Genomic DNA, 17,967 nt, shown 5'->3' with positions numbered 1-17,967 from the left:
GGAGTTGGGCAGGTCGACTGCTTCACCCGCCCGCCCTCGGAGGTGGCCGCCGTGCGCCCCTTGTACGTACCCGTGCGACTCGCCGCGGCGCTGATGGCCCTGGCCGCCGCGGCCACCGGCTGTGTGAACGTGGGCGACGACGGCGGCCGCACCGGGCCGAGCCACTCGGCCGGGCGGCGCGGCGGCGGCGAGGCGCCGGACGGCGTGCCGGGGGTGTCGGGCGCCGAGGGCGGTCGGGCGGGCGACGGCGACAGCGCGCACGGACACGGGCGCAAGGCGAAGGCGGACGAGTCGGAGTCGGCCGCACCGTCGGGCAGCGCCGGGGCCGACGGTACGACGGCGGCCCCGACCGGACCCGCGCAGCGCCGCGGCCGGAGCCCGAGGGCGGGCGACCCGGCGCCGTCCCAGCCGCAGCCGACCCCGCCCCGGACCGCGGAGCCGACGACGACACCGCCCCCGGCGACCCCCGACCCGCCCACCACCCCGCCGACTCCGCCCACGGCCGAACCGTCGTCGTCGGCACACGCGGAGGCGGGCCCGCAGCTGGTGCGACGCGAGCCGGCGCCGGCGGCTGGAGTCCCGGCCTGAGAGCGCGGTTCCGACGCGGCGGCGGGGCGCGAATCGGCCCCATGTGCGGGGCGGAGCACCCGGTTTGCTTTGAGGGGTGCAGGGTGCGTATGGTGGTAGATCGTTTGATCCCATTTGCCCGGCGCCATTGCAGAGCGCGCCGTGTGGCGCGTTCTCTCCTTTGCCGTGGCTGATCGCATTGAGGCGGTCGTATTGCGCATCACGGAGTTGACGGGCGCGTGCCGACGAGACTCCGGAAGGTTTCGCATTCGCATGTCCGTTTCCAGTGCTGATCCCATCGTCGTGTCCGAGGACGACGTCGACGAGCCGACCGCGGAGACCGCGGTCGAAGAGACCATCGAAACCCCTCAGATCACCTTCGCTTCCCTCGGCCTGCCCGAGGGTGTCGTGCGCAAGCTCGCGCAGAACGGTGTGACCACCCCGTTCCCGATCCAGGCCGCGACCATCCCGGACGCCCTGGCCGGCAAGGACATCCTGGGCCGCGGCCGCACCGGCTCCGGCAAGACCCTCTCCTTCGGTCTGCCCACCCTGGCCCTGCTGGCCGGCGGCCGCACCGAGAAGAAGCGCCCCCGCGCGGTCATCCTCACCCCGACCCGTGAGCTGGCCATGCAGGTCGCGGACGCCCTCCAGCCGTACGGCGACGTCGTCGGCCTGAAGATGAAGGTCGTCTGCGGCGGCACCTCGATGGGCAACCAGATCTACGCCCTGGAGCGCGGCGTCGACATCCTCGTCGCCACCCCGGGCCGTCTGCGCGACATCATCAACCGCGGCGCCTGCTCCCTGGAGGACGTGCAGATCACCGTCCTCGACGAGGCCGACCAGATGTCGGACCTGGGCTTCCTGCCCGAGGTCACCGAGCTGCTGGACCAGGTCCCGGCGGGCGGTCAGCGGATGCTGTTCTCCGCGACGATGGAGAACGAGATCTCCACGCTGGTCAAGCGGTACCTGAGCAACCCCGTCACGCACGAGGTCGACGCCGCCCAGGGCGCGGTGACGACCATGTCGCACCACATCCTCATCGTGAAGCCCAAGGACAAGGCGCCGGTCACCGCCGCGATCGCCTCCCGCAAGGGCCGCACGATCATCTTCGTCCGCACCCAGCTGGGCGCCGACCGCGTCGCCGAGCAGCTGCGCGACGCTGGTGTGAAGGCCGACGCGCTGCACGGCGGCATGACCCAGGGCGCGCGCACCCGCACGCTGGCCGACTTCAAGGACGGTTACGTCAACGTCCTGGTCGCCACCGACGTCGCCGCCCGAGGCATCCACGTCGACGGCATCGACCTGGTCCTGAACGTCGACCCGGCCGGTGACCACAAGGACTACCTGCACCGCGCCGGCCGTACGGCCCGCGCCGGCCGCACCGGCACGGTCGTCTCCCTGTCGCTGCCGCACCAGCGCCGTCAGATCTTCCGCCTCATGGAGGACGCCGGCGTCGACGCCGGCCGTCACATCATCCAGGGCGGTGCCGCCTTCGACCCGGAGGTCGCCGAGATCACCGGCGCCCGCTCGATGACCGAGGTCCAGGCCGAGTCCGCGGGCAACGCCGCCCAGCAGGCCGAGCGCGAGGTCGCCCAGCTCACCAAGCAGCTGGAGCGCGCCCAGCGCCGCGCCGCCGAGCTGCGCGAGGACGCCGACCGCCTGGTCGCCAGGGTCGCCCGCGAGCGCGGCGACGACCCGGAGGCCGCGGTGGCCGAGGCCCAGGCGTCGGCGGCCGAGGCGATGGCCGCCGTCGAGGTGTCCGTCCCGGAGCAGCCGGACGCGCAGGACGTCGACCGCACGGAGCGCCGCGAGCGTCGCGACGACCGGGGTGACCGCGGTGGTGACCGTGGTGGCTTCCGTCAGGACCGTGACCGCCGTGACGACCGTGGTGGCCGTGGTGGCTTCGAGCGCCGTGACGACCGTGGCGGCCGTTCCTTCGAGCGTCGCGACGACCGGGGTGACCGCGGTGGCGACCGTGGTGGCTTCCGCCAGGACCGCGACCGCCGTGACGACCGTGGTGGCCGTGGCGGTTTCGAGCGTCGCGACGACCGTGGCGGCTTCCGCCAGGACCGCGACCGTGACCGTGGCTTCGAGCGCCGTGACGACCGTGGTGGCCGTGGCGGTTTCGAGCGCCGTGACGACCGTGGCGGCCGTTCCTTCGAGCGTCGCGACGACCGGGGTGACCGCGGTGGCGACCGTGGTGGCTTCCGCCAGGACCGCGACCGCCGTGACGACCGTGGTGGCCGTGGCGGCTTCGAGCGTCGCGACGACCGTGGCGGCCGTGGTGGCTTCGAGCGTCGCGACGACCGTGGCGGCCACCGTGGCAGCGACCGTCCGTTCAACCGCGACCGCCGCGACGACCGTCCGGGCTCCCTCCCCCACTCTCGGCGTCCCGCGAGCGGGGGGACGCCCACCGGCGGCCACGAGCGCCCGTACGGCCGCCGTGACGACCACCGCGGCACCGGTGGCTCCTTCGGCCGCCGCGACGACAAGCCGCGCTGGAAGCGCAACGGCTGACACAGCCGAGGCGGCTGGCGCCTGACGCCTGACGCCTGACGCCGAGTGACGTCCCGTCAAGGGCCCGTACGACACTGTTCGTACGGGCCCTTCGGCGTCCCGGAAACGCGTCGCCCACAAGCCGGGGTGCTCGCCTCCACCATCCTGTGACGCATGTCATAACCCCGTCGGGGAAACGCTGGGGGCATGACAAACGACGCGACGGAGAGCAGCAGCGGGCTGTCGGACGAGGAACGGCTTGCCCAGCTCGGTTACACCCAGGTCCTCGCCCGCCGGATGTCGGCGTTCTCGAACTACGCCGTCTCCTTCACGATCATCTCGGTCCTGTCCGGCTGTCTGACCCTCTATCTCTTCGGCATGAACACCGGCGGCCCCGCGGTGATCACCTGGGGATGGGTGGCCGTCGGCCTGATGACGCTGTTCGTCGGCCTGTCGATGGCCGAGATCTGCTCGGCCTACCCGACCTCGGCGGGCCTGTACTTCTGGGCCCACCGCCTGGCACCGCCGCGCTCGGCGGCCGCGTGGGCCTGGTTCACGGGCTGGTTCAACGTGCTGGGCCAGGTCGCGGTGACGGCGGGCATCGACTTCGGCGCGGCGTCCTTCCTGGGCGCCTGGCTGAACCTCCAGTTCGGCTTCGAGATCACCCCGGGCCGCACGGTCCTGCTCTTCGCCGCGATTCTCGTCCTCCACGGTCTGCTCAACACCTTCGGCGTGCGCATCGTCGCCCTCCTCAACGACGTGAGCGTGTGGTGGCACGTGCTGGGCGTCGCGGTGATCGTCGGCGCGCTGGCCCTCGTCCCCGACCACCACCAGTCGGCGTCCTTCGTGTTCACCCACTTCGTGAACAACACAGGCTGGGGCAGCGGGCCGTACGTGGTGCTCCTGGGACTGCTGATGGCCCAGTACACGTTCACCGGCTACGACGCCTCGGCCCACATGACCGAGGAGACGCACGACGCGTCCACCGCAGGCCCGAAGGGCATCGTCCGTTCCATCTGGACCTCCTGGGTGGCCGGCTTCGTGCTGCTCCTCGGCTTCACCTTCGCGATCCAGTCGTACGACAAGGAGCTCGCCTCCCCGACGGGGGCGCCGCCGGCCCAGATCCTGCTCGACGCACTCGGCGCGACCGCCGGCAAGCTGCTCCTGCTCGTGGTGATCGGCGCGCAGCTGTTCTGCGGGATGGCGTCGGTGACGGCCAACAGCCGCATGATCTATGCCTTTTCACGCGACGGCGCGCTCCCGTTCTCGCGCGTCTGGCACACGGTGAGCCCGCGCACCCGCACCCCGGTGGCCGCGGTGTGGCTGGCGGCGGGCGGCGCGCTGGCCCTCGGTCTGCCGTACCTGATCAACGTGACCGCGTACGCGGCGGTGACGTCCATCGCCGTCATCGGCCTCTACATCGCGTACGTCGTCCCGACCCTGCTCCGCGTCCGCAAGGGCGCGGCCTTCGTCCGGGGGCCGTGGCACCTGGGCCGCTGGTCGCAGCCGGTCGGGATCGTCGCGGTCGTGTGGGTCGGCGTGATCACGATCCTCTTCATGCTTCCCCAGGTCGCCCCGGTCACCAGCGAGAACTTCAACTACGCCCCGGTCGCCGTCCTCGTCGTCCTGGGCTTCGCCGCCACCTGGTGGCTGGCGTCGGCCCGCCACTGGTTCCTCGACCCGGCCCACCCCCGCACGGCGGCCGACACTCCTCCCACCGACCAGACCCCCCTCACCGACACCCCCGAACCGGTCGATCCCTGACGGTTCCTGACCCGTTCCGCCGCCCGACGCGGCCGCGTCCCCGATACCCGATCGGAGACACGGCCGCGTCCGGCTATGCTCGGGGTGGCAACATCGCCTGGGCCCTTAGCTCAATTGGCAGAGCAGTGGACTTTTAATCCATTGGTTGTGGGTTCGAGTCCCACAGGGCCTACCGAATCGCCCCCAGCTCAGAGGGATTTGAGCTGGGGGCGTCTTCGTCCCGGGATCACAGCCCGCAGGAGCCGCGGTCGAGGTGGAAGTACCGGGCGTTGGCCCAGCGGCACAGCCGGATGCCGACGATGACGCCGGCGATGGTGATCAGGGCGGGCAGGTATCCGCTGGCGACCTGGATGATCGGGATGGCGGGGCAGCCGCCGGAGATCGCCCAGCCCGTGCCGAACAGCACCGCGCCGGGGATCACGCCGGCGTGGATGCGCCCCGGGGTGCGGCGGACCCGCAGCAGGGCGAACGCGCACACGATGATCGCCACAGCGCCGGCGAAGGACAGGAACATGCGCAGGTCCTGGAAGGTGAACATGCGGTTCAGCTCGGCGTAGTCACCGAAGCCGATGTTGGTGACGGTGAAGCCGAGGGCCAGTCCGGTGATGATGTTGGCCAGCAGGATTGCGCCCCGGGTACGCATCAGATCACCTTCCACAGGAGGAACGACACCGCGACGGCGGTGCCGAAGAACACGGCGGTCGCGACGAGGCTGACCGGGCGGAGACGGCCACAGCCGTTGAGTCCGTGGCCGGAGCTGCACCCGCCGGCCAGCCGAGTGCCGAAGCCGACCAGCACGCCTCCCACGAACAGCAGGGCGATCATGGTGATCGGATCGGCGGTGACCAGGTCCCGGAAACCCGGGCCCATGTCGTAGCGGAGGTGGAACCGCCCGGAGGTGACCGCGGCGATGAACCCGCCGAGGAAGACCGATATCAGCAGGGCGGCCTGGGTGACCAGCGGGGCCGGGCGCAGGCTCGTGGCCGCGGGGCGCTCACTCGCCGCCGGTTCGGCGTCCGCTTCGAGCGGCTGCGAGGTCGCGTACGGAGCCTGCGGCATGGTGGACGCAGTGGTGCCGGCACCGCCGCTAGTGCCGAAGTGCTCTGCCGTAGCTGCGGCGAGCGCCTCGGCGAGAGCGTGGTCGTCGCTGAACTCCTCGTCCGTCAGCTCGAGATGACGTTCGCGGCGCCAGTGCAACACGCGGTCCCACGCGGCAGATACCCCGAAAGACCGATCGGTGATGAGGGTGTAGGTGATGGTGACCAGAGCGAGCCCGGCAGCGCCCGCCCACCAGGGCCAATAGGTACTCACGCGGGTCCTCCCATCCAATCGATGAATCGAGCCCACAAGCCGCGCTTCGAGCTGGGCGCCTGCCGCGCGCGTCGAGAGCGGCCGTCCGAGGGCTGGTGAGTCTGTGGGGGTGGTGACGGTTGGTGATGCCAGGCAGGTGCCTGTGGCGGTGTTACCCAGGAGGCGGGCGGAGGAGTTACCCAGGATGTCGGCGGAGGTGTTGCCCCGAACGGGGCCGTGGCCTCCGGTGCCGCGGGTCCGTGCTCTGACGGCTCAGGTGGCCGGCCCGGCGTCGGCAGCGACCAGGGCGCGGGCTGCGGTGACCCTGGAGCGGGTTGGGCCGGCGGGTCCTGGCGGGGTGCGCTCCTTGGGCCGGCGCCGCCGCCCTGGCCCGCCGCTGGCGCGTCTTCGAGGTGCCGTGCGCGGGCTCCGTTGGGCAGCAGGTTGATGGGCACGCGCTCGCCGGTCAGTGACACCTGGTAGCGCGCACAGTCGCGCCACTGACCCTCGCTGTCGCAGTAGTAGTCGCGCCAACCTTGCAGGCTCGCCCTGAGCAGGGGGAAAAGGGGGCATTCTGTGGCGTGTGAGCAACCCACGTTGCTCCCTCCTGAACGGCGCGCACCATCCGTTTCAGGAGAGCGGTTGCCGTTCTCGGTTCTTGCCCTCGCCGCGCCCGGTCGACGGTCTGAAAGCAACGCGGTGACGGCAGTGACAGATAAGGCGCTGAGTCCCCCATTTTTTCGACCGGGCGAGATGCAATCATTGTTTCGGTGTCCCGAGCAACCCGAGGGAATTTTCCAGCCAAACCGCTTGGCTCGTGAGGTGGCCTCGTGTCACGGCCGTGCCGTCGCGAGTCGGCTTTTCATGGAGAACCTGCGCATGTTGCTGGAATCTTTTGTGGTCGCGGTGTGAATATGTGGATCTCGAACGAAGGACTGATGGAGGGAAACATGTGCCGACGTGCTGTCTGCCGGTCGTGCCGGAAAATGACCTTCGAGGGCTGTGGGCGACATGTGGACCAAGTGCTCACGGGTGTGCCAACGGCTCAGCGGTGCGCATGTGACCCGGCGGAACGCAGGCATGCGGGCACAGTGGAAGTGACTGCTCGATCGGAATCGGTGGCGGCCCGACAGGACGGGCCACCGCGAGGCGCACACCCTCCTCGAGGTCCAGGGGATGCACCGGACCGATCGGCGGCCGGCTGGTGGGCGCGGCTCATTGATTGGGTGAAAAGCCCGGCATGAGGTAATTATTCGCGTGTGCTTGCTTCGGCCCTTTTTGGTCCGAGGGTTTGGCTATTTCGCCATGAGACCCCCTGATTTCGAACTCGGGAGTGACAAGCGAAACCGAGTACGAGGCCGACGCCGAAACCGGCGTATTGAGACGAACTCATCGGCGCTGGTCGCCTAACCGCGTGGCGCTGTTTTCGCCCCCCGGCCTTTACTCGGGGGTCGTATCGCGAGTCGTCGGCTTGGTGGCGCGGATGATGGCGGAGTGCATGCCGTCCGCGACGGAGTGGGTGGGGGTGATGTCGATGCCGGTGAAGCCGGCGGCCGCAAGGCCGGCGCGGTATTCGGCGAAGGACAGCGCGCCGGCGATGCAGCCGACGTGATCGCCGCGCTCCGCCCGCTGTTCGGGGGTGAGGGCGTCCTCGGCGACGACGTCGGAGACGCCGATACGGCCACCGGGCCTGAGGACGCGGAAGGTCTCGGCGAAGACGGCGGCCTTGTCGACGGACAGGTTGATCACGCAGTTCGAGATGACCACGTCGAGGGTGTTCGCGGGCAGCGGGATCGCCTCGATGGTGCCCTTGAGGAACTCCACGTTGGTGGCTCCCGCCTTCTCGGCGTTGGCCAGGGCGAGGGCGAGCATCTCCTCGGTCATGTCCAGCCCGTACGCCTTGCCGGTGGGGCCGACGCGGCGGCCGGAGAGCAGGACGTCGATGCCCCCGCCGGAGCCGAGGTCCAGGACGCGGTCGCCCTCGCGGAGTTCGGCGACGGCGGTGGGGTTGCCGCAGCCGAGGGAGGCGGCGACCGCTTCTGCGGGCAGGGCGTCGCGCTGATCGGTGGCGTAGAGGGCGGAGCCGAAGCTCCCGTCGATGTCGATGTCGATGTCGATGTCGATGTCGATGTCGACATCGACGGACTCGGGCCCGCAGCACGCGGAGCCGCCCTCGCTGACCTTCACGGCTGCGGCTGCGTACCGCCGGCGGACGGTCTCACGCAGGTCGGTGGACTGCTCGCTCATCACGTCTCTCCTGAGTGACGGGGCATGGCGATGCCCAGAACGGAACGGTCTGTATCGACGTTCGTTGATGCCACCTTGCGCCTTGGATCGAGAAACGTCAACATAGAGGTATGTCAAAACAGGAGCTTGAGGTGATCGGGCAGGACGCCGCGTGCTGCCCGGGTCTGGCAGCCGCGCCGCTGGACGACGAACGCGCCACGGAGCTGGCGAGAGTCTTCAAGGCGCTGGGCGACCCGGTGCGCCTGCGTCTGCTGTCGATGATCGCGTCGCGGGAGGGCGGCGAGGTCTGCGTGTGCGAGATGACGCCGGCCTTCGATCTGTCGCAGCCGACGATCTCCCACCACCTCAAGCTGTTGAGGCAGGCCGGTCTGATCGACTGCGAGCGTCGTGGGACGTGGGTGTACTACTGGGTGCTGCCCGGCATTCTGGACAGACTCGCCGGGTTCCTGACGACGTCGCGGACCGCGGAGGTGGCGGAGTGACCGCGCCCCTCGGCCGCCGTGTCGCCGCGGAAGCGGTGGGCACCGGGCTGCTGGTGGCCATCGTCGTGGGCTCCGGTATCCAGGCGACGGAGCTGTCCCATGACGTCGGCGTACAACTGCTGGCCAACTCGCTGGCCACCGTCTTCGGACTGGGCGTGTTGATCACCCTGCTCGGGCCGGTCTCTGGTGCGCATTTCAATCCCGCCGTCACCCTGGCCGCCTGGTTCGCCGGCCGCCGCACCGGCGCGGGGCCGAGTCCGCGGGAGGTTGCGGCGTACGTTCTCGCGCAGGTTGCCAGCGCGATCGGCGGAGCGGTGCTGGCCGACGCCATGTTCGCCGAGCCGCTGGTGAAGTTCTCCACCCACGACCGGTCCGCCGGCCATGTGTGGCTGGCGGAGGTCGTTGCCACGGCCGGGCTGATCCTGCTCGTCTTCGGCCTGGAGCGCGCCGGCCGCGCTGCCCTGGCCCCGGTGGCCGTGGCCTCCTACATCGGGGCCGCCTACTGGTTCACCTCCTCCACCTCCTTCGCGAATCCCGCCGTAACCGTGGGTCGTGCCTTCAGCGACACCTTCGCCGGGATCGCGCCCGCCTCCGTCGCCCCGTTCATCGCGGCACAACTGCTGGGCGCCGTACTCGGGCTGGCCGCCGTGGCAGTGGTGTACGGACGTCCCGCCCGCCTGCGGGACGAAGTCGTCGTCCCGCACGGCGAGCCCGAGCTCACCTCCTCCTGACTTCCTCTCCACCTGCAAGGACACCCGCCATGAGCGCCGTTGCCCCGCGTCCCTCCGTGCTGTTCGTCTGTGTTCACAACGCCGGCCGCTCCCAGATGGGCGCCGCCTTCCTCACCCACCTCGGCGGTGACCGGGTCGAGGTGCGCTCGGCCGGTTCCGCTCCCGCCGACGAGGTCAACCCGGCCGTCGTCGAGGCCATGGCGGAGCTGGGGATCGACATCTCCGCCCAGACGCCGAAGGTGCTCACCACCGAGGCGGTGCAGTCCTCGGACGTGGTGATCACGATGGGGTGCGGGGACGCCTGCCCCGTCTTTCCGGGCAAGCGGTACCTGGACTGGCGGCTCGAGGATCCGGCGGGCCAGGGCGTGGAAGCCGTGCGGCCGATCCGGGATGAGATCGAACAGCGCGTGCGCGGCCTGCTGGCCGAGCTGGGCATCCCGGCGGCGTCAGCCTCAGCCTGAACTCGGCGGGAGCCCTGCTCGGTAACCGCGGTGGTCGGTCCCTGAGGATCTGGCTGTCCGGGAGCACACGGCAGCCCGGGCGCCACTGCCACGTGGGACACCAGGGCTGCCGTGTGCGAGCAGGGGCGAGCCGGCACGGGGGGACCAGCCCGCTCCTGCGGTCGGCGCCCGCGTACCTCCCCGGGAGAACGAGCGCCTCGACCCTCATGATCGGGTCACTTCGATCAGCGCCCTGTGCCACCTGAATGTCACTGGTGCCGAGCGATGGTCACGAATCCGGCGCCCTTGTGAACAGTCCGACGGAAAGCCGTCATGATCCACTCGCGGGTCATGCACAGGACCGACCCGCGAAGCAGCGTCCGAGCCGATCGAACCGGCTCGGACGCTGCTTCGTTTTCCGGGCCTTCCTAGGGTGTCAGCCGGGCCGCCACGACCGGGCCGGCCGCGACCTGCGGCGGGTTGGGGAGGAGGGGCGCGAGGTTGTCGCGTACGAAGTCGGCGGCTCGGCTGATGGATTCCTCGGCGCCGGTTCGGTCCTCGTAGATGCTGGTGGAGACCATGACTCCGTCGCCGGCGTCGATCCAGTAGTAGGCGATGAAGCCGGGGACCTCTCGGAGGAGGGGAATGAAGTCCTCGTCCACTCGGCGGCCCGCCTCGGCGGGGTCGGTGACGCCTTCGTAGCGCCGGACCACTGCGTACATAGCTGATCTCCTCGTCGATCCCGAAGAATTCCAGGTCGTCTTGCGTGAGACCAGGTATCCCCGGCCGTGCGTCCCGCGTTCGGGCGGCGTGCGGAAGGCACTCGGACAGGCGACGCGCGTGTGATCCGAGCCGGGGCTTCCTGTGTGAAGTTCGCGAAGTTCAGGTCAGGTCTCGACCACCGCACGACGCGCGGAACGCCGGTGCGGTTGAGGCGTACTGGGACGGGTGAGGCTCACGTGAGTTCCAGAAGATCTCTGCAGGAGCGTCACAAGGGATGCACGCCGCCTTTCTAATCGCTCGTTAGCGTTGCAGGCTGCTCGATCTCGCGTGCGAGCGCGATCAGGCCGCGGCCCAGCCGGGCCGACGGCGCCGCCCATCCAGGAAGACCACAGATGGACTACTGCTCCTCGTGTCGTCGGCACCTCAACGGTGCCCTGGTGTGCCCCGGCTGCGGCGCCTACGCACCGGACATCGCCGCCTTCATCAACGCGGGCGCCGAGGACGGCGGTTCCGCCGGTACGAGCGAGGCCCCCGGCCCGGCCCACGCGTCGTTCGCACCCCCGTCCACCGCCACGGCGACGGGCGGCACGAGGACGGCCAACGGCACGTTCACGGTCTCGGCCGGCTGGCCCGAGGACTCCGAACCGCTGTGGGACGACACGGCGACCACAGCGACCAGGGCGACCACGCCGACCACTGCGACCACGCCGACCACTGCGACCACGGCGGCCACCGCGACCGGCGCGCAGGAGACCGCGTACGCCGGTGTCGAGGACGTCGACGACGCCCCGCCCGCGTCCAAGGGCCGCGCCGCGCGCCGTCGCCAGCTGGCCCGCTGGAAGAAGAACCAGCGCCGGGCCGTGGTCGCGACCGCCGTCGCGCTCGTCGGCGGCGGCCTGACCTTGAACTCGATGGACCGCCAGTCCAACGTCAAGGCTCAGGCGAGTTCGGCCCCGGACGACAGGCCCATGGGCTCCGCGCAGGACAGGGCGGGCGACTTCAGCGAGCCGTCGTCCCCGCAGCACACCACGCCCCGCTCCTCGCGCGGCACCGACCGCCCGCGGCACGCCGAGCCCGCTGACCACTCGGCGCCGGCCCAGGCCGCCGCGCAGCACCAGGCGCCGTCCGCTACGGGCGCCCACACCGCGCCGCACACGGCGGCGCCGAGCGTCCGGCACACGCAGTCGGGCCCCGTTGCCTCCCACCCGGCCGCCTCGACCGCGGCCCCGGTCTCGGACACGCAGACCAGCACCCCGAGCACGGGCGACGCCACGTCGCAGGTCCCGAGCGGGACCACCACGCAGCAGCCGTCCGCGCCCGCGACCTCCGGCACCGGCGGTACGGACGCGAGCAGCGCCCAGACGAATCCCTCCCTGATATCGACCTCGCCGTCGAACATCTGCGTGCTGGGTCTGGTCTGCGTCTGACCTGACGCCCCAGCGCACCGCGCGCACTGCTTAATCGGCCCCGGGCCATCGCCTCTCCTACGGCGGTGGCCCGGTTCGTGTTCCGTCTGGCGTCCCTGGCCGGCGGCCGAGAGCGTCGGCTCTCCCGGTAGGTCTGCTCGGCGCAGCCATCCGTGCCCGCGGCCTCCGGCACCGGTGGTACGGACGCGGGCGGGCGCCCAGGCGAATTCCGCCCTGGCGTCCCAGCGCACCGCGTACGGGTCTGTCGGCCTCGGGCCACCGCCTGTCCCACGGCGGTGGCCCCGGTTCGCGTCCCGTCCGGTGGCCCTGGCCAGCGGCCGAAGGCGTCGGCTCTCCCGGTAGGTTTGATGCGCCTCGCACCACCCGCCCTTCTCCTCGCCCGGAGGACGCCGATGCCCTTCCCGTACGTCCTCCTCTCCGCCGCCGTCTCCCTCGACGGTTACCTGGACGACACCGGTCCCGAGCGGCTGTTGCTCTCCAGTCCGGCCGACTTCGACCGGGTCGACGAGGTGCGGGCGTCCGTCGATGCGATCCTGGTCGGCGCCGGCACCATCCGCGCCGACAACCCTCGGCTCCTGGTCAACGCGCCCGCGCGCCGGGCGGCCCGGGTCGCCGCCGGGAAGACGGAGTACCCGCTCAAGGTCACCGTCAGCGGCTCCGGCGACCTCGATCCGGGCGCGAAGTTCTGGCACACCGGCGGCGAGAAGCTCCTCTGCACGACCGAGCGCGGCGCGGAGCGGGCCCGGGGGCTGGGCATCGCGGCCGACATCGTCGCGCTGGGCCCCGACCTCGACTGGCGGGCCCTGCTCACGCACCTGTACGAGGTGCGCAGGGTCCGGCGTCTGATGGTCGAGGGCGGCGGGGCCGTCCACACGCAGCTGCTCCGCCAGGGCCTCGCCGACGAGCTCCAGCTGGTCCTCGCCCCGCTGCTCGTGGGCGACCCGAAGGCGCCCCGGCTGTTCGGGCCGGGCGACTACCAGGCCGGACGCCTGCGCCTCCTGGAGTCGCGGCGCATCGAGGACATCGTCCTGATGCGCTACGAGCCGACCGCCCCCGGCGCCGGACAGACGGTCATCGCCGCCGACCGGCACTGGATGCGGATCGCCTGCGAGCTCGCGGCGCTGTGCCCGCCCTCGCGCACGGCGTTCAGCGTGGGCGCGGTCGTGGTCGCGGCCGACGGGACGGAGCTGGCCCGCGGGTACTCCCGGGAAGGGGACGACCCGGTGGTCCACGCCGAGGAGGCCGCCCTCGCGAAGATCGAGCCCGGTGATCCGCTGCTCGCCGGCGCCACGGTGTACAGCAGCCTCGAACCCTGCGCCCGCCGCGCCTCACGCCCCGCTCCCTGCGCCCGGCTGATCCTTGAGTCCGGGGTACGCCGGGTGGTGACGGCCTGGCGCGAGCCGGACACGTTCGTCCCGGGCGCCGACGGGAGCGGGCTGCTCGCGGCCGGGGGCGCCGACGTCGTCGTCCTGCCCGAGTACGAGGCCCCGGCCAAGGAGCCGAACGGCCACCTGCTGGGCTGATCGCGGCCCGCTTCACGGGCCGATCGCGGCCGGCTTCCCGGGCTGGTCGGGGCCCGCGCGGAACGCGTGTGCATTCGGTCCCGCGGATGACGTACACTGGTTTCAACGACGCGGGGTGGAGCAGCTCGGTAGCTCGCTGGGCTCATAACCCAGAGGTCGCAGGTTCAAATCCTGTCCCCGCTACTGAAGACTCAGGGCCGGAATCCAGATCATGGATTCCGGCCCTGAGTGTTTTCCTGGGCCGCCGACTGCAACCCCACCCCCGTACGGGCTCCATCACTGAATGTGAGTGATCCGGAGCCCTCCGCGTAACAACTGACATACCGTCAGACGGCAAAGGTTTGCCCGGGCTTCGCTGAGGGGTGGTCAAGTCGCCCGGGTTTCGCCGGTGATGGCTCGTAAGTCCACCCCTGCAAACCTTGACGATCAAGAGGAACGGCTTGGAATCTCCCCCGCGGGTCTATTAACGTTCGATAACGCAGCGCGGTCGTCCCAGCCGTCACAAGAGGCGGCTCCGTGCGCACGCGCCGAATCCCGCGAGGGAACCGGGGAACCACCACCTTGGGGTGAATCACGCGGATATCGCCGTGGAAACACGGCAGGTATACGCGCGTAGGAGACCTTCCTGCTCCGAACCCGTCAGCTAACCCGGTAGGCGACGGAAGGAAAGGAGCACGCCCGCGTGGCGTCCAACCGGCCCGCCCCAGCAGCCCCCTTCGTGCCGAGTCAGCGTGGCACCGAGGCGTTCGGCTACGGCAGTTACTCCACCGACGAGGGCCCCTGGGAGGAGTGGAACCCGACCGAGGACTCCACTCGTCCGGTACGCGGCCGGCACCGCGTCGCCAAGCAGCGCGGCGGCGGGCTCGCCCGCAGCTCCACCGTTCTGGGCGTCGGCGTCATGGCCGCCGTCGGCGCGGGCGGCATGGCCAGCGCGCACGCCGGCAAGCCGCCGGTCTCGATCTCCATGCCCGACCTGCCCGTGTCCCACCTGCCGGCCGTCGGCTCCCTGCTGGAGGACGAGCCCTCCGCTCCCCAGGGTTCCGCGACCGCGCTCAGCTCCGTGGGCATGACCGGGACCGACAACGCGGAAGATGCCGGCGACGCCGGTGAGGCGCTGCGCAACCGGATCATGGCCCAGGCCGAGCAGCAGCAGGGCCAGGCGGAAAGCAAGGCCGCCGCCGCTGCCGTGGCCGCCGCCGACAAGCAGGTCGCCGACGCCGCCGCTCAGGCGGAGCAGGCCGCCGCGAGCAAGGCGGCCGCGGCCAAGGAGCAGGCGGAGGCCCAGGCCAAGAAGGCGGCCGAGGCGGCCCGGCTGGCCGAGCTCGCCAAGCAGTACGCGCTGCCGACCTCCTCGTACACGCTCACCAGCCTCTTCGGGCAGGCCGGCTCCATGTGGTCCTCCGGCTACCACACCGGTCTCGACTTCGCCGCTCCCACGGGCACGCTGATCAAGGCCATCCACAGCGGCACCATCACCCAGGCGGGCTGGGCCGGCTCCTACGGCTACCGCACGGTCCTCACCCTGGACGACGGCACCGAGCTGTGGTTCTGCCACCAGTCGTCGATCAACGTCAGCGTCGGCCAGAAGGTCTCCACCGGCGACGTCATCGGCCGCGTCGGCGCCACCGGCAACGTCACCGGCCCGCACCTCCACCTGGAGGTCCACCCGGACGGCCAGCCCATCGGCATCGACCCGATGGCATGGCTGCGCGGCAAGGGCGTCAACCCCTGACCGCTCCTTTCGCACGCTCCCCCGGTCACCGGCGGTCCTGACGGCAACCCCCCGACGTCAGGGCTGCCGGTCCGGCGTTTCCCGGGACTTTCCCGGGGCAGGAGGTGCGCGGCTACGACCGGTACGGGTTGTGGTGGACGAACGGTCCGGGATACCTCCCCGGACCCGACGGGTATCCGTACGCGCCCGGCGCCCCGTACGCCGTACCGCCCTGCTGCACTCCGTATGCCGTACCGCCCTGCTGTATCCCGTGCCCCGGCCATTGCGGGGGCACGCGTACGGGGGACGAGATCCGGGCCGCGTATTCCAGGGCCGGGCGCGCGACCTGCCGCCGGTTCCACAGCTCGGTCAGCAACTGCCGCTCGCGCAGGACGAAGTCGGGCCCCGCCCGGCCGAGCCGGCCGCGGTGGCGGAGGAACGCCAGGGACGTCGCGTACGCCTCGTACTGCGCCACGGCCCGCGCCCCCGGCTTGCCCAGGTAGCGGCGGGCGTAGTCGCGGGCCGCGCGGCGCGCGCCCATCGAACCCAGCGCGAACGGCTCGGCCGGGCTCATCCAGCCCGCCATGACATAGGCCGGGAGCTCGTCGCGGACGGTGCGCAGCTCGCGCTGGCGGGTCCAGATCACCAGCCAGGTCAGCACACCGAACGCGGGGACCATGAAGGCGGCGTACACGGCGAGGAAGCCGAGCGCCCCGAAGGAGGCCGAGCCGTTCCACAGCGCGTGCATGCTCATCGCGAGCAGCAGCCCGCACAGCGGGAGCAGGACGCGGCGCGTGCGCTGCCGGGCGGCGGCCTGCGCGGCGATGCCGAAGCCGATGCCGGTGAGCACGGTGAAGAAGGGGTGCGCGAACGGGGACATGACGACGCGCACGAAGAAGGTGGCGGCGGTGACCGAGACGATCCCGCTGTGGCCGGCGAGCTGGTCGGTGCCGAAGGCGGTGCCGAGATAGAGGATGTTCTCGGTGAAGGCGAAGCCGGTGGCGGTGAAGCCCGCTATCACCACCCCGTCGACGATTCCCGTGAAGTCCCGTCTGCGGAAGACGAACACGAGGACGACGGCCGCGGCCTTGGCGGACTCCTCGACGATCGGCGCTACGACGGTGGCGCCGACGGTGTGGGCGCCCGAGGGATCGGCGGTCGCCGTGGCTATCCAGTGGGTGGCGAAGGTGTTGGCGATGATCGCGACCAGAGCCGCCGCGCAGGCTCCCCAGGCGAAGGCGAAGATCAGGTTCCGCCAGGGGCCGGGATCGACCCGGTCCAGCCAGCGGAAGGCGGCCATGAGCAGCGGCACCGGCAGCACCGCGAGCCCCAGCCCGACCAGGAACCCCTCCGTACCGGTCTGCTCCCGCACCAGCGCGAGGATGACCAGCCCGGACAGCGCGAGCAGGGTGATCAGCGCCGCCCACCGCACCCGCCGGCGCTGCCACCAGTGCGCGTGCCGCCGCGCCCCGTGGTCGCTGGGACCGTCGGGACCGGTGGGCGGCGTCGGGCAGGGCGGGAGGGTGGCCACGGCATCGACTCTAGTGATCGACTCTGACAACGGGGGAACAAATGGACGACCGACGACCGACGACCGACGACCGACGACCGACGACCGACGACCGACGACCGGCCCGGCCGTCCGGGACGGGAACGGTCCGCGGTCCCCGGCGCCGCCCCGGTCAGCGACTCCTCAGCGACTCCTCAGCGCTCCACGCGACGGAACAGCAGATCGTTCACCACATGTCCCTTGTCCAGTCCTTGCCCCTCGAAACGGGTCAGCGGCCGGTGTGCGGGCCGGGGTGCGAAACCGCCCCCGGGCACGGTGTTCTCGAAGTCCGGGTGCGCGCCGAGCACCTCGAGCATCTGCTCGGCGTACGGCTCCCAGTCGGTCGCGCAGTGCACGATCGCGCCCGGCCGGAGGCGGGTGGCGGCCAGGCCGAGGAACTCCGGCTGGATCAGCCGCCGCTTGTGGTGGCGCTTCTTGGGCCAGGGGTCGGGGAAGTAGACGCGCAGCCCGTCGAGGGCGTCGGGGCGCAGCATCTCGCGGAGCAGGATGATCGCGTCGCCGTTGCCGACGCGGACGTTGGTGAGCCCGCCCCGCTCGGCGAGGGCCAGCAGGTTGCCCTGCCCCGGGGTGTGCACGTCGACGGCGAGGATGTTGGTGCCGGGGTCGCCGGCGGCCATCTGCGCGGTGGCCTCGCCCATGCCGAAGCCGATCTCCAGCACGACGGGCCGGTCGTTGCCGAACAGCTCGCCCAGGTCGAGGACCCGCTGACCGTCGATGTCCAGCCCCCACTTCGGCCACAGCCGCTGGAGCGCGTCCGCCTGTCCCGTGGTCACCCGGCTCCGCCGCGGCTGGAAGCTGCGGATCCGCCGCTCGAAGTGCGAACCGGCGGGATCGGGCTGCGGACCGTCGGGAAACCGCGGTTCCCCCTTGGCCCGGACCTGCTGGACGGGCGCACCGGAGGCGGGCAGCGCGGTGCCGGGCGCGTCGGCCGTACCGGTGGCGCCGAAGGTTTCGGGGGAGTTCACGGAGTCAGACACAGTGCCTCGATTTTACGTG

At 71.3% G+C, this 17,967-nt stretch carries 15 protein-coding genes, 2 tRNA genes and 1 riboswitch; of the genes, 11 read left to right on the top strand and 6 right to left on the bottom strand.

What is annotated here, in order from left to right; all coding sequences use genetic code 11:
- Window positions 1-51: 51 nt before the first annotated feature.
- The 4 genes from QFZ74_RS14935 to QFZ74_RS14920 all read left to right on the top strand — a co-directional run bounded on the left by QFZ74_RS14935 (window position 52) and on the right by QFZ74_RS14920 (window position 4,999).
- Window positions 52-588: a hypothetical protein gene (locus QFZ74_RS14935; RefSeq protein ID WP_307621308.1), complete on the top strand. Its 537-nt coding sequence runs from the start codon at window positions 52-54 to the stop codon at window positions 586-588.
- Window positions 589-840: 252 nt separating this feature from the next.
- The gene (locus QFZ74_RS14930; protein ID WP_307621307.1) at window positions 841-3,084 is read left to right on the top strand and encodes a DEAD/DEAH box helicase; all 2,244 of its coding nucleotides are present in this window, start codon (window positions 841-843) and stop codon (window positions 3,082-3,084) included.
- 186 nt (window positions 3,085-3,270) lie between these two features.
- Window positions 3,271-4,827 carry an amino acid permease gene (locus tag QFZ74_RS14925; RefSeq protein WP_307621306.1) on the top strand — a complete coding sequence of 519 codons (1,557 nt, stop codon included), beginning with the start codon at window positions 3,271-3,273 and terminating at the stop codon, window positions 4,825-4,827.
- A 99-nt stretch (window positions 4,828-4,926) separates the two neighbouring features.
- Window positions 4,927-4,999 (top strand) — tRNA-Lys (locus tag QFZ74_RS14920).
- Between the two features lie 54 nt (window positions 5,000-5,053).
- Here the strand turns inward: QFZ74_RS14920 and QFZ74_RS14915 are convergent.
- The 3 genes from QFZ74_RS14915 to arsM all read right to left on the bottom strand — a co-directional run bounded on the left by QFZ74_RS14915 (window position 5,054) and on the right by arsM (window position 8,364).
- The gene (locus tag QFZ74_RS14915) at window positions 5,054-5,470 is read right to left on the bottom strand and encodes a YeeE/YedE thiosulfate transporter family protein (protein ID WP_307621305.1); all 417 of its coding nucleotides are present in this window, start codon (window positions 5,468-5,470) and stop codon (window positions 5,054-5,056) included.
- A complete protein-coding gene (locus QFZ74_RS14910; RefSeq protein ID WP_307621304.1) occupies window positions 5,470-6,138 on the bottom strand; it encodes a YeeE/YedE family protein in 669 nt (222 codons plus the stop codon). The genes QFZ74_RS14915 and QFZ74_RS14910 overlap by 1 nt, the downstream gene beginning before the upstream one ends.
- A gap of 1,419 nt (window positions 6,139-7,557) precedes the next feature.
- Window positions 7,558-8,364, bottom strand: coding sequence for an arsenite methyltransferase (arsM, locus tag QFZ74_RS14905; protein WP_307621303.1), 807 nt, complete (start codon window positions 8,362-8,364; stop codon window positions 7,558-7,560).
- A 110-nt stretch (window positions 8,365-8,474) separates the two neighbouring features.
- On the opposite strand from arsM, the gene QFZ74_RS14900 reads away from it, so the two are divergent.
- From QFZ74_RS14900 to QFZ74_RS14890, 3 genes are read left to right on the top strand one after another with little or no spacing between them, the layout of a single operon-like run.
- Window positions 8,475-8,846, top strand: a complete 372-nt coding sequence (locus QFZ74_RS14900; RefSeq protein WP_307621302.1) for a helix-turn-helix transcriptional regulator — start codon at window positions 8,475-8,477, stop codon at window positions 8,844-8,846.
- Window positions 8,843-9,577, top strand: a complete 735-nt coding sequence (locus QFZ74_RS14895; protein ID WP_307621301.1) for an MIP/aquaporin family protein — start codon at window positions 8,843-8,845, stop codon at window positions 9,575-9,577. The genes QFZ74_RS14900 and QFZ74_RS14895 overlap by 4 nt, the downstream gene beginning before the upstream one ends.
- 29 nt (window positions 9,578-9,606) lie before the next feature.
- Complete coding sequence (locus QFZ74_RS14890) at window positions 9,607-10,038, top strand: arsenate reductase ArsC (RefSeq protein WP_307621300.1); 432 nt, start codon at window positions 9,607-9,609, stop codon at window positions 10,036-10,038.
- A 407-nt stretch (window positions 10,039-10,445) separates the two neighbouring features.
- On the opposite strand, the gene QFZ74_RS14885 is transcribed toward QFZ74_RS14890, so the two are convergent.
- A complete protein-coding gene (locus tag QFZ74_RS14885; protein ID WP_307621299.1) occupies window positions 10,446-10,739 on the bottom strand; it encodes a hypothetical protein in 294 nt (97 codons plus the stop codon).
- A 393-nt stretch (window positions 10,740-11,132) separates the two neighbouring features.
- On the opposite strand from QFZ74_RS14885, the gene QFZ74_RS14880 reads away from it, so the two are divergent.
- The 4 genes from QFZ74_RS14880 to QFZ74_RS14865 all read left to right on the top strand — a co-directional run bounded on the left by QFZ74_RS14880 (window position 11,133) and on the right by QFZ74_RS14865 (window position 15,422).
- The gene (locus QFZ74_RS14880) at window positions 11,133-12,167 is read left to right on the top strand and encodes a hypothetical protein (protein ID WP_307621298.1); all 1,035 of its coding nucleotides are present in this window, start codon (window positions 11,133-11,135) and stop codon (window positions 12,165-12,167) included.
- A 392-nt stretch (window positions 12,168-12,559) separates the two neighbouring features.
- Complete coding sequence (locus QFZ74_RS14875; protein ID WP_307621297.1) at window positions 12,560-13,690, top strand: dihydrofolate reductase family protein; 1,131 nt, start codon at window positions 12,560-12,562, stop codon at window positions 13,688-13,690.
- A 109-nt stretch (window positions 13,691-13,799) separates the two neighbouring features.
- Window positions 13,800-13,873, top strand: a tRNA-Met gene (locus QFZ74_RS14870).
- A 332-nt stretch (window positions 13,874-14,205) separates the two neighbouring features.
- Window positions 14,206-14,365, top strand: a riboswitch (cyclic di-AMP (ydaO/yuaA leader).
- 7 nt (window positions 14,366-14,372) lie between these two features.
- The gene (locus QFZ74_RS14865; RefSeq protein ID WP_307621296.1) at window positions 14,373-15,422 is read left to right on the top strand and encodes a M23 family metallopeptidase; all 1,050 of its coding nucleotides are present in this window, start codon (window positions 14,373-14,375) and stop codon (window positions 15,420-15,422) included.
- 112 nt (window positions 15,423-15,534) lie between these two features.
- Here the strand turns inward: QFZ74_RS14865 and QFZ74_RS14860 are convergent, their stop codons facing one another.
- Complete coding sequence (locus QFZ74_RS14860) at window positions 15,535-16,932, bottom strand: PrsW family intramembrane metalloprotease (protein WP_307621295.1); 1,398 nt, start codon at window positions 16,930-16,932, stop codon at window positions 15,535-15,537.
- A gap of 173 nt (window positions 16,933-17,105) precedes the next feature.
- Window positions 17,106-17,948 carry a tRNA (guanosine(46)-N7)-methyltransferase TrmB gene (gene trmB, locus QFZ74_RS14855; protein ID WP_373462387.1) on the bottom strand — a complete coding sequence of 281 codons (843 nt, stop codon included), beginning with the start codon at window positions 17,946-17,948 and terminating at the stop codon, window positions 17,106-17,108.
- Between the last annotated feature and the right edge of the window lie 19 nt (window positions 17,949-17,967).

Source organism: Streptomyces sp. V3I7 (assembly GCF_030817495.1).
Lineage (GTDB): Bacteria > Actinomycetota > Actinomycetes > Streptomycetales > Streptomycetaceae > Streptomyces.
This window is presented reverse-complemented; position numbering and strand designations above follow the sequence as displayed.

What these genes read in the sequence shown, in the direction of transcription:
- QFZ74_RS14930 (WP_307621307.1), top strand. Translation starts at nt 841, where the DNA reads ATGTCCGTTTCCAGTGCTGATCCCATCGTCGTGTCCGAGGACGACGTC.
- QFZ74_RS14915 (WP_307621305.1), bottom strand. Translation starts at nt 5,470, where the DNA reads ATGCGTACCCGGGGCGCAATCCTGCTGGCCAACATCATCACCGGACTG.
- QFZ74_RS14875 (WP_307621297.1), top strand. Translation starts at nt 12,560, where the DNA reads ATGCCCTTCCCGTACGTCCTCCTCTCCGCCGCCGTCTCCCTCGACGGT.
- QFZ74_RS14925 (WP_307621306.1), top strand. Translation starts at nt 3,271, where the DNA reads ATGACAAACGACGCGACGGAGAGCAGCAGCGGGCTGTCGGACGAGGAA.
- arsM (WP_307621303.1), bottom strand. Translation starts at nt 8,364, where the DNA reads ATGAGCGAGCAGTCCACCGACCTGCGTGAGACCGTCCGCCGGCGGTAC.
- QFZ74_RS14900 (WP_307621302.1), top strand. Translation starts at nt 8,475, where the DNA reads ATGTCAAAACAGGAGCTTGAGGTGATCGGGCAGGACGCCGCGTGCTGC.
- QFZ74_RS14885 (WP_307621299.1), bottom strand. Translation starts at nt 10,739, where the DNA reads ATGTACGCAGTGGTCCGGCGCTACGAAGGCGTCACCGACCCCGCCGAG.
- QFZ74_RS14880 (WP_307621298.1), top strand. Translation starts at nt 11,133, where the DNA reads ATGGACTACTGCTCCTCGTGTCGTCGGCACCTCAACGGTGCCCTGGTG.
- QFZ74_RS14890 (WP_307621300.1), top strand. Translation starts at nt 9,607, where the DNA reads ATGAGCGCCGTTGCCCCGCGTCCCTCCGTGCTGTTCGTCTGTGTTCAC.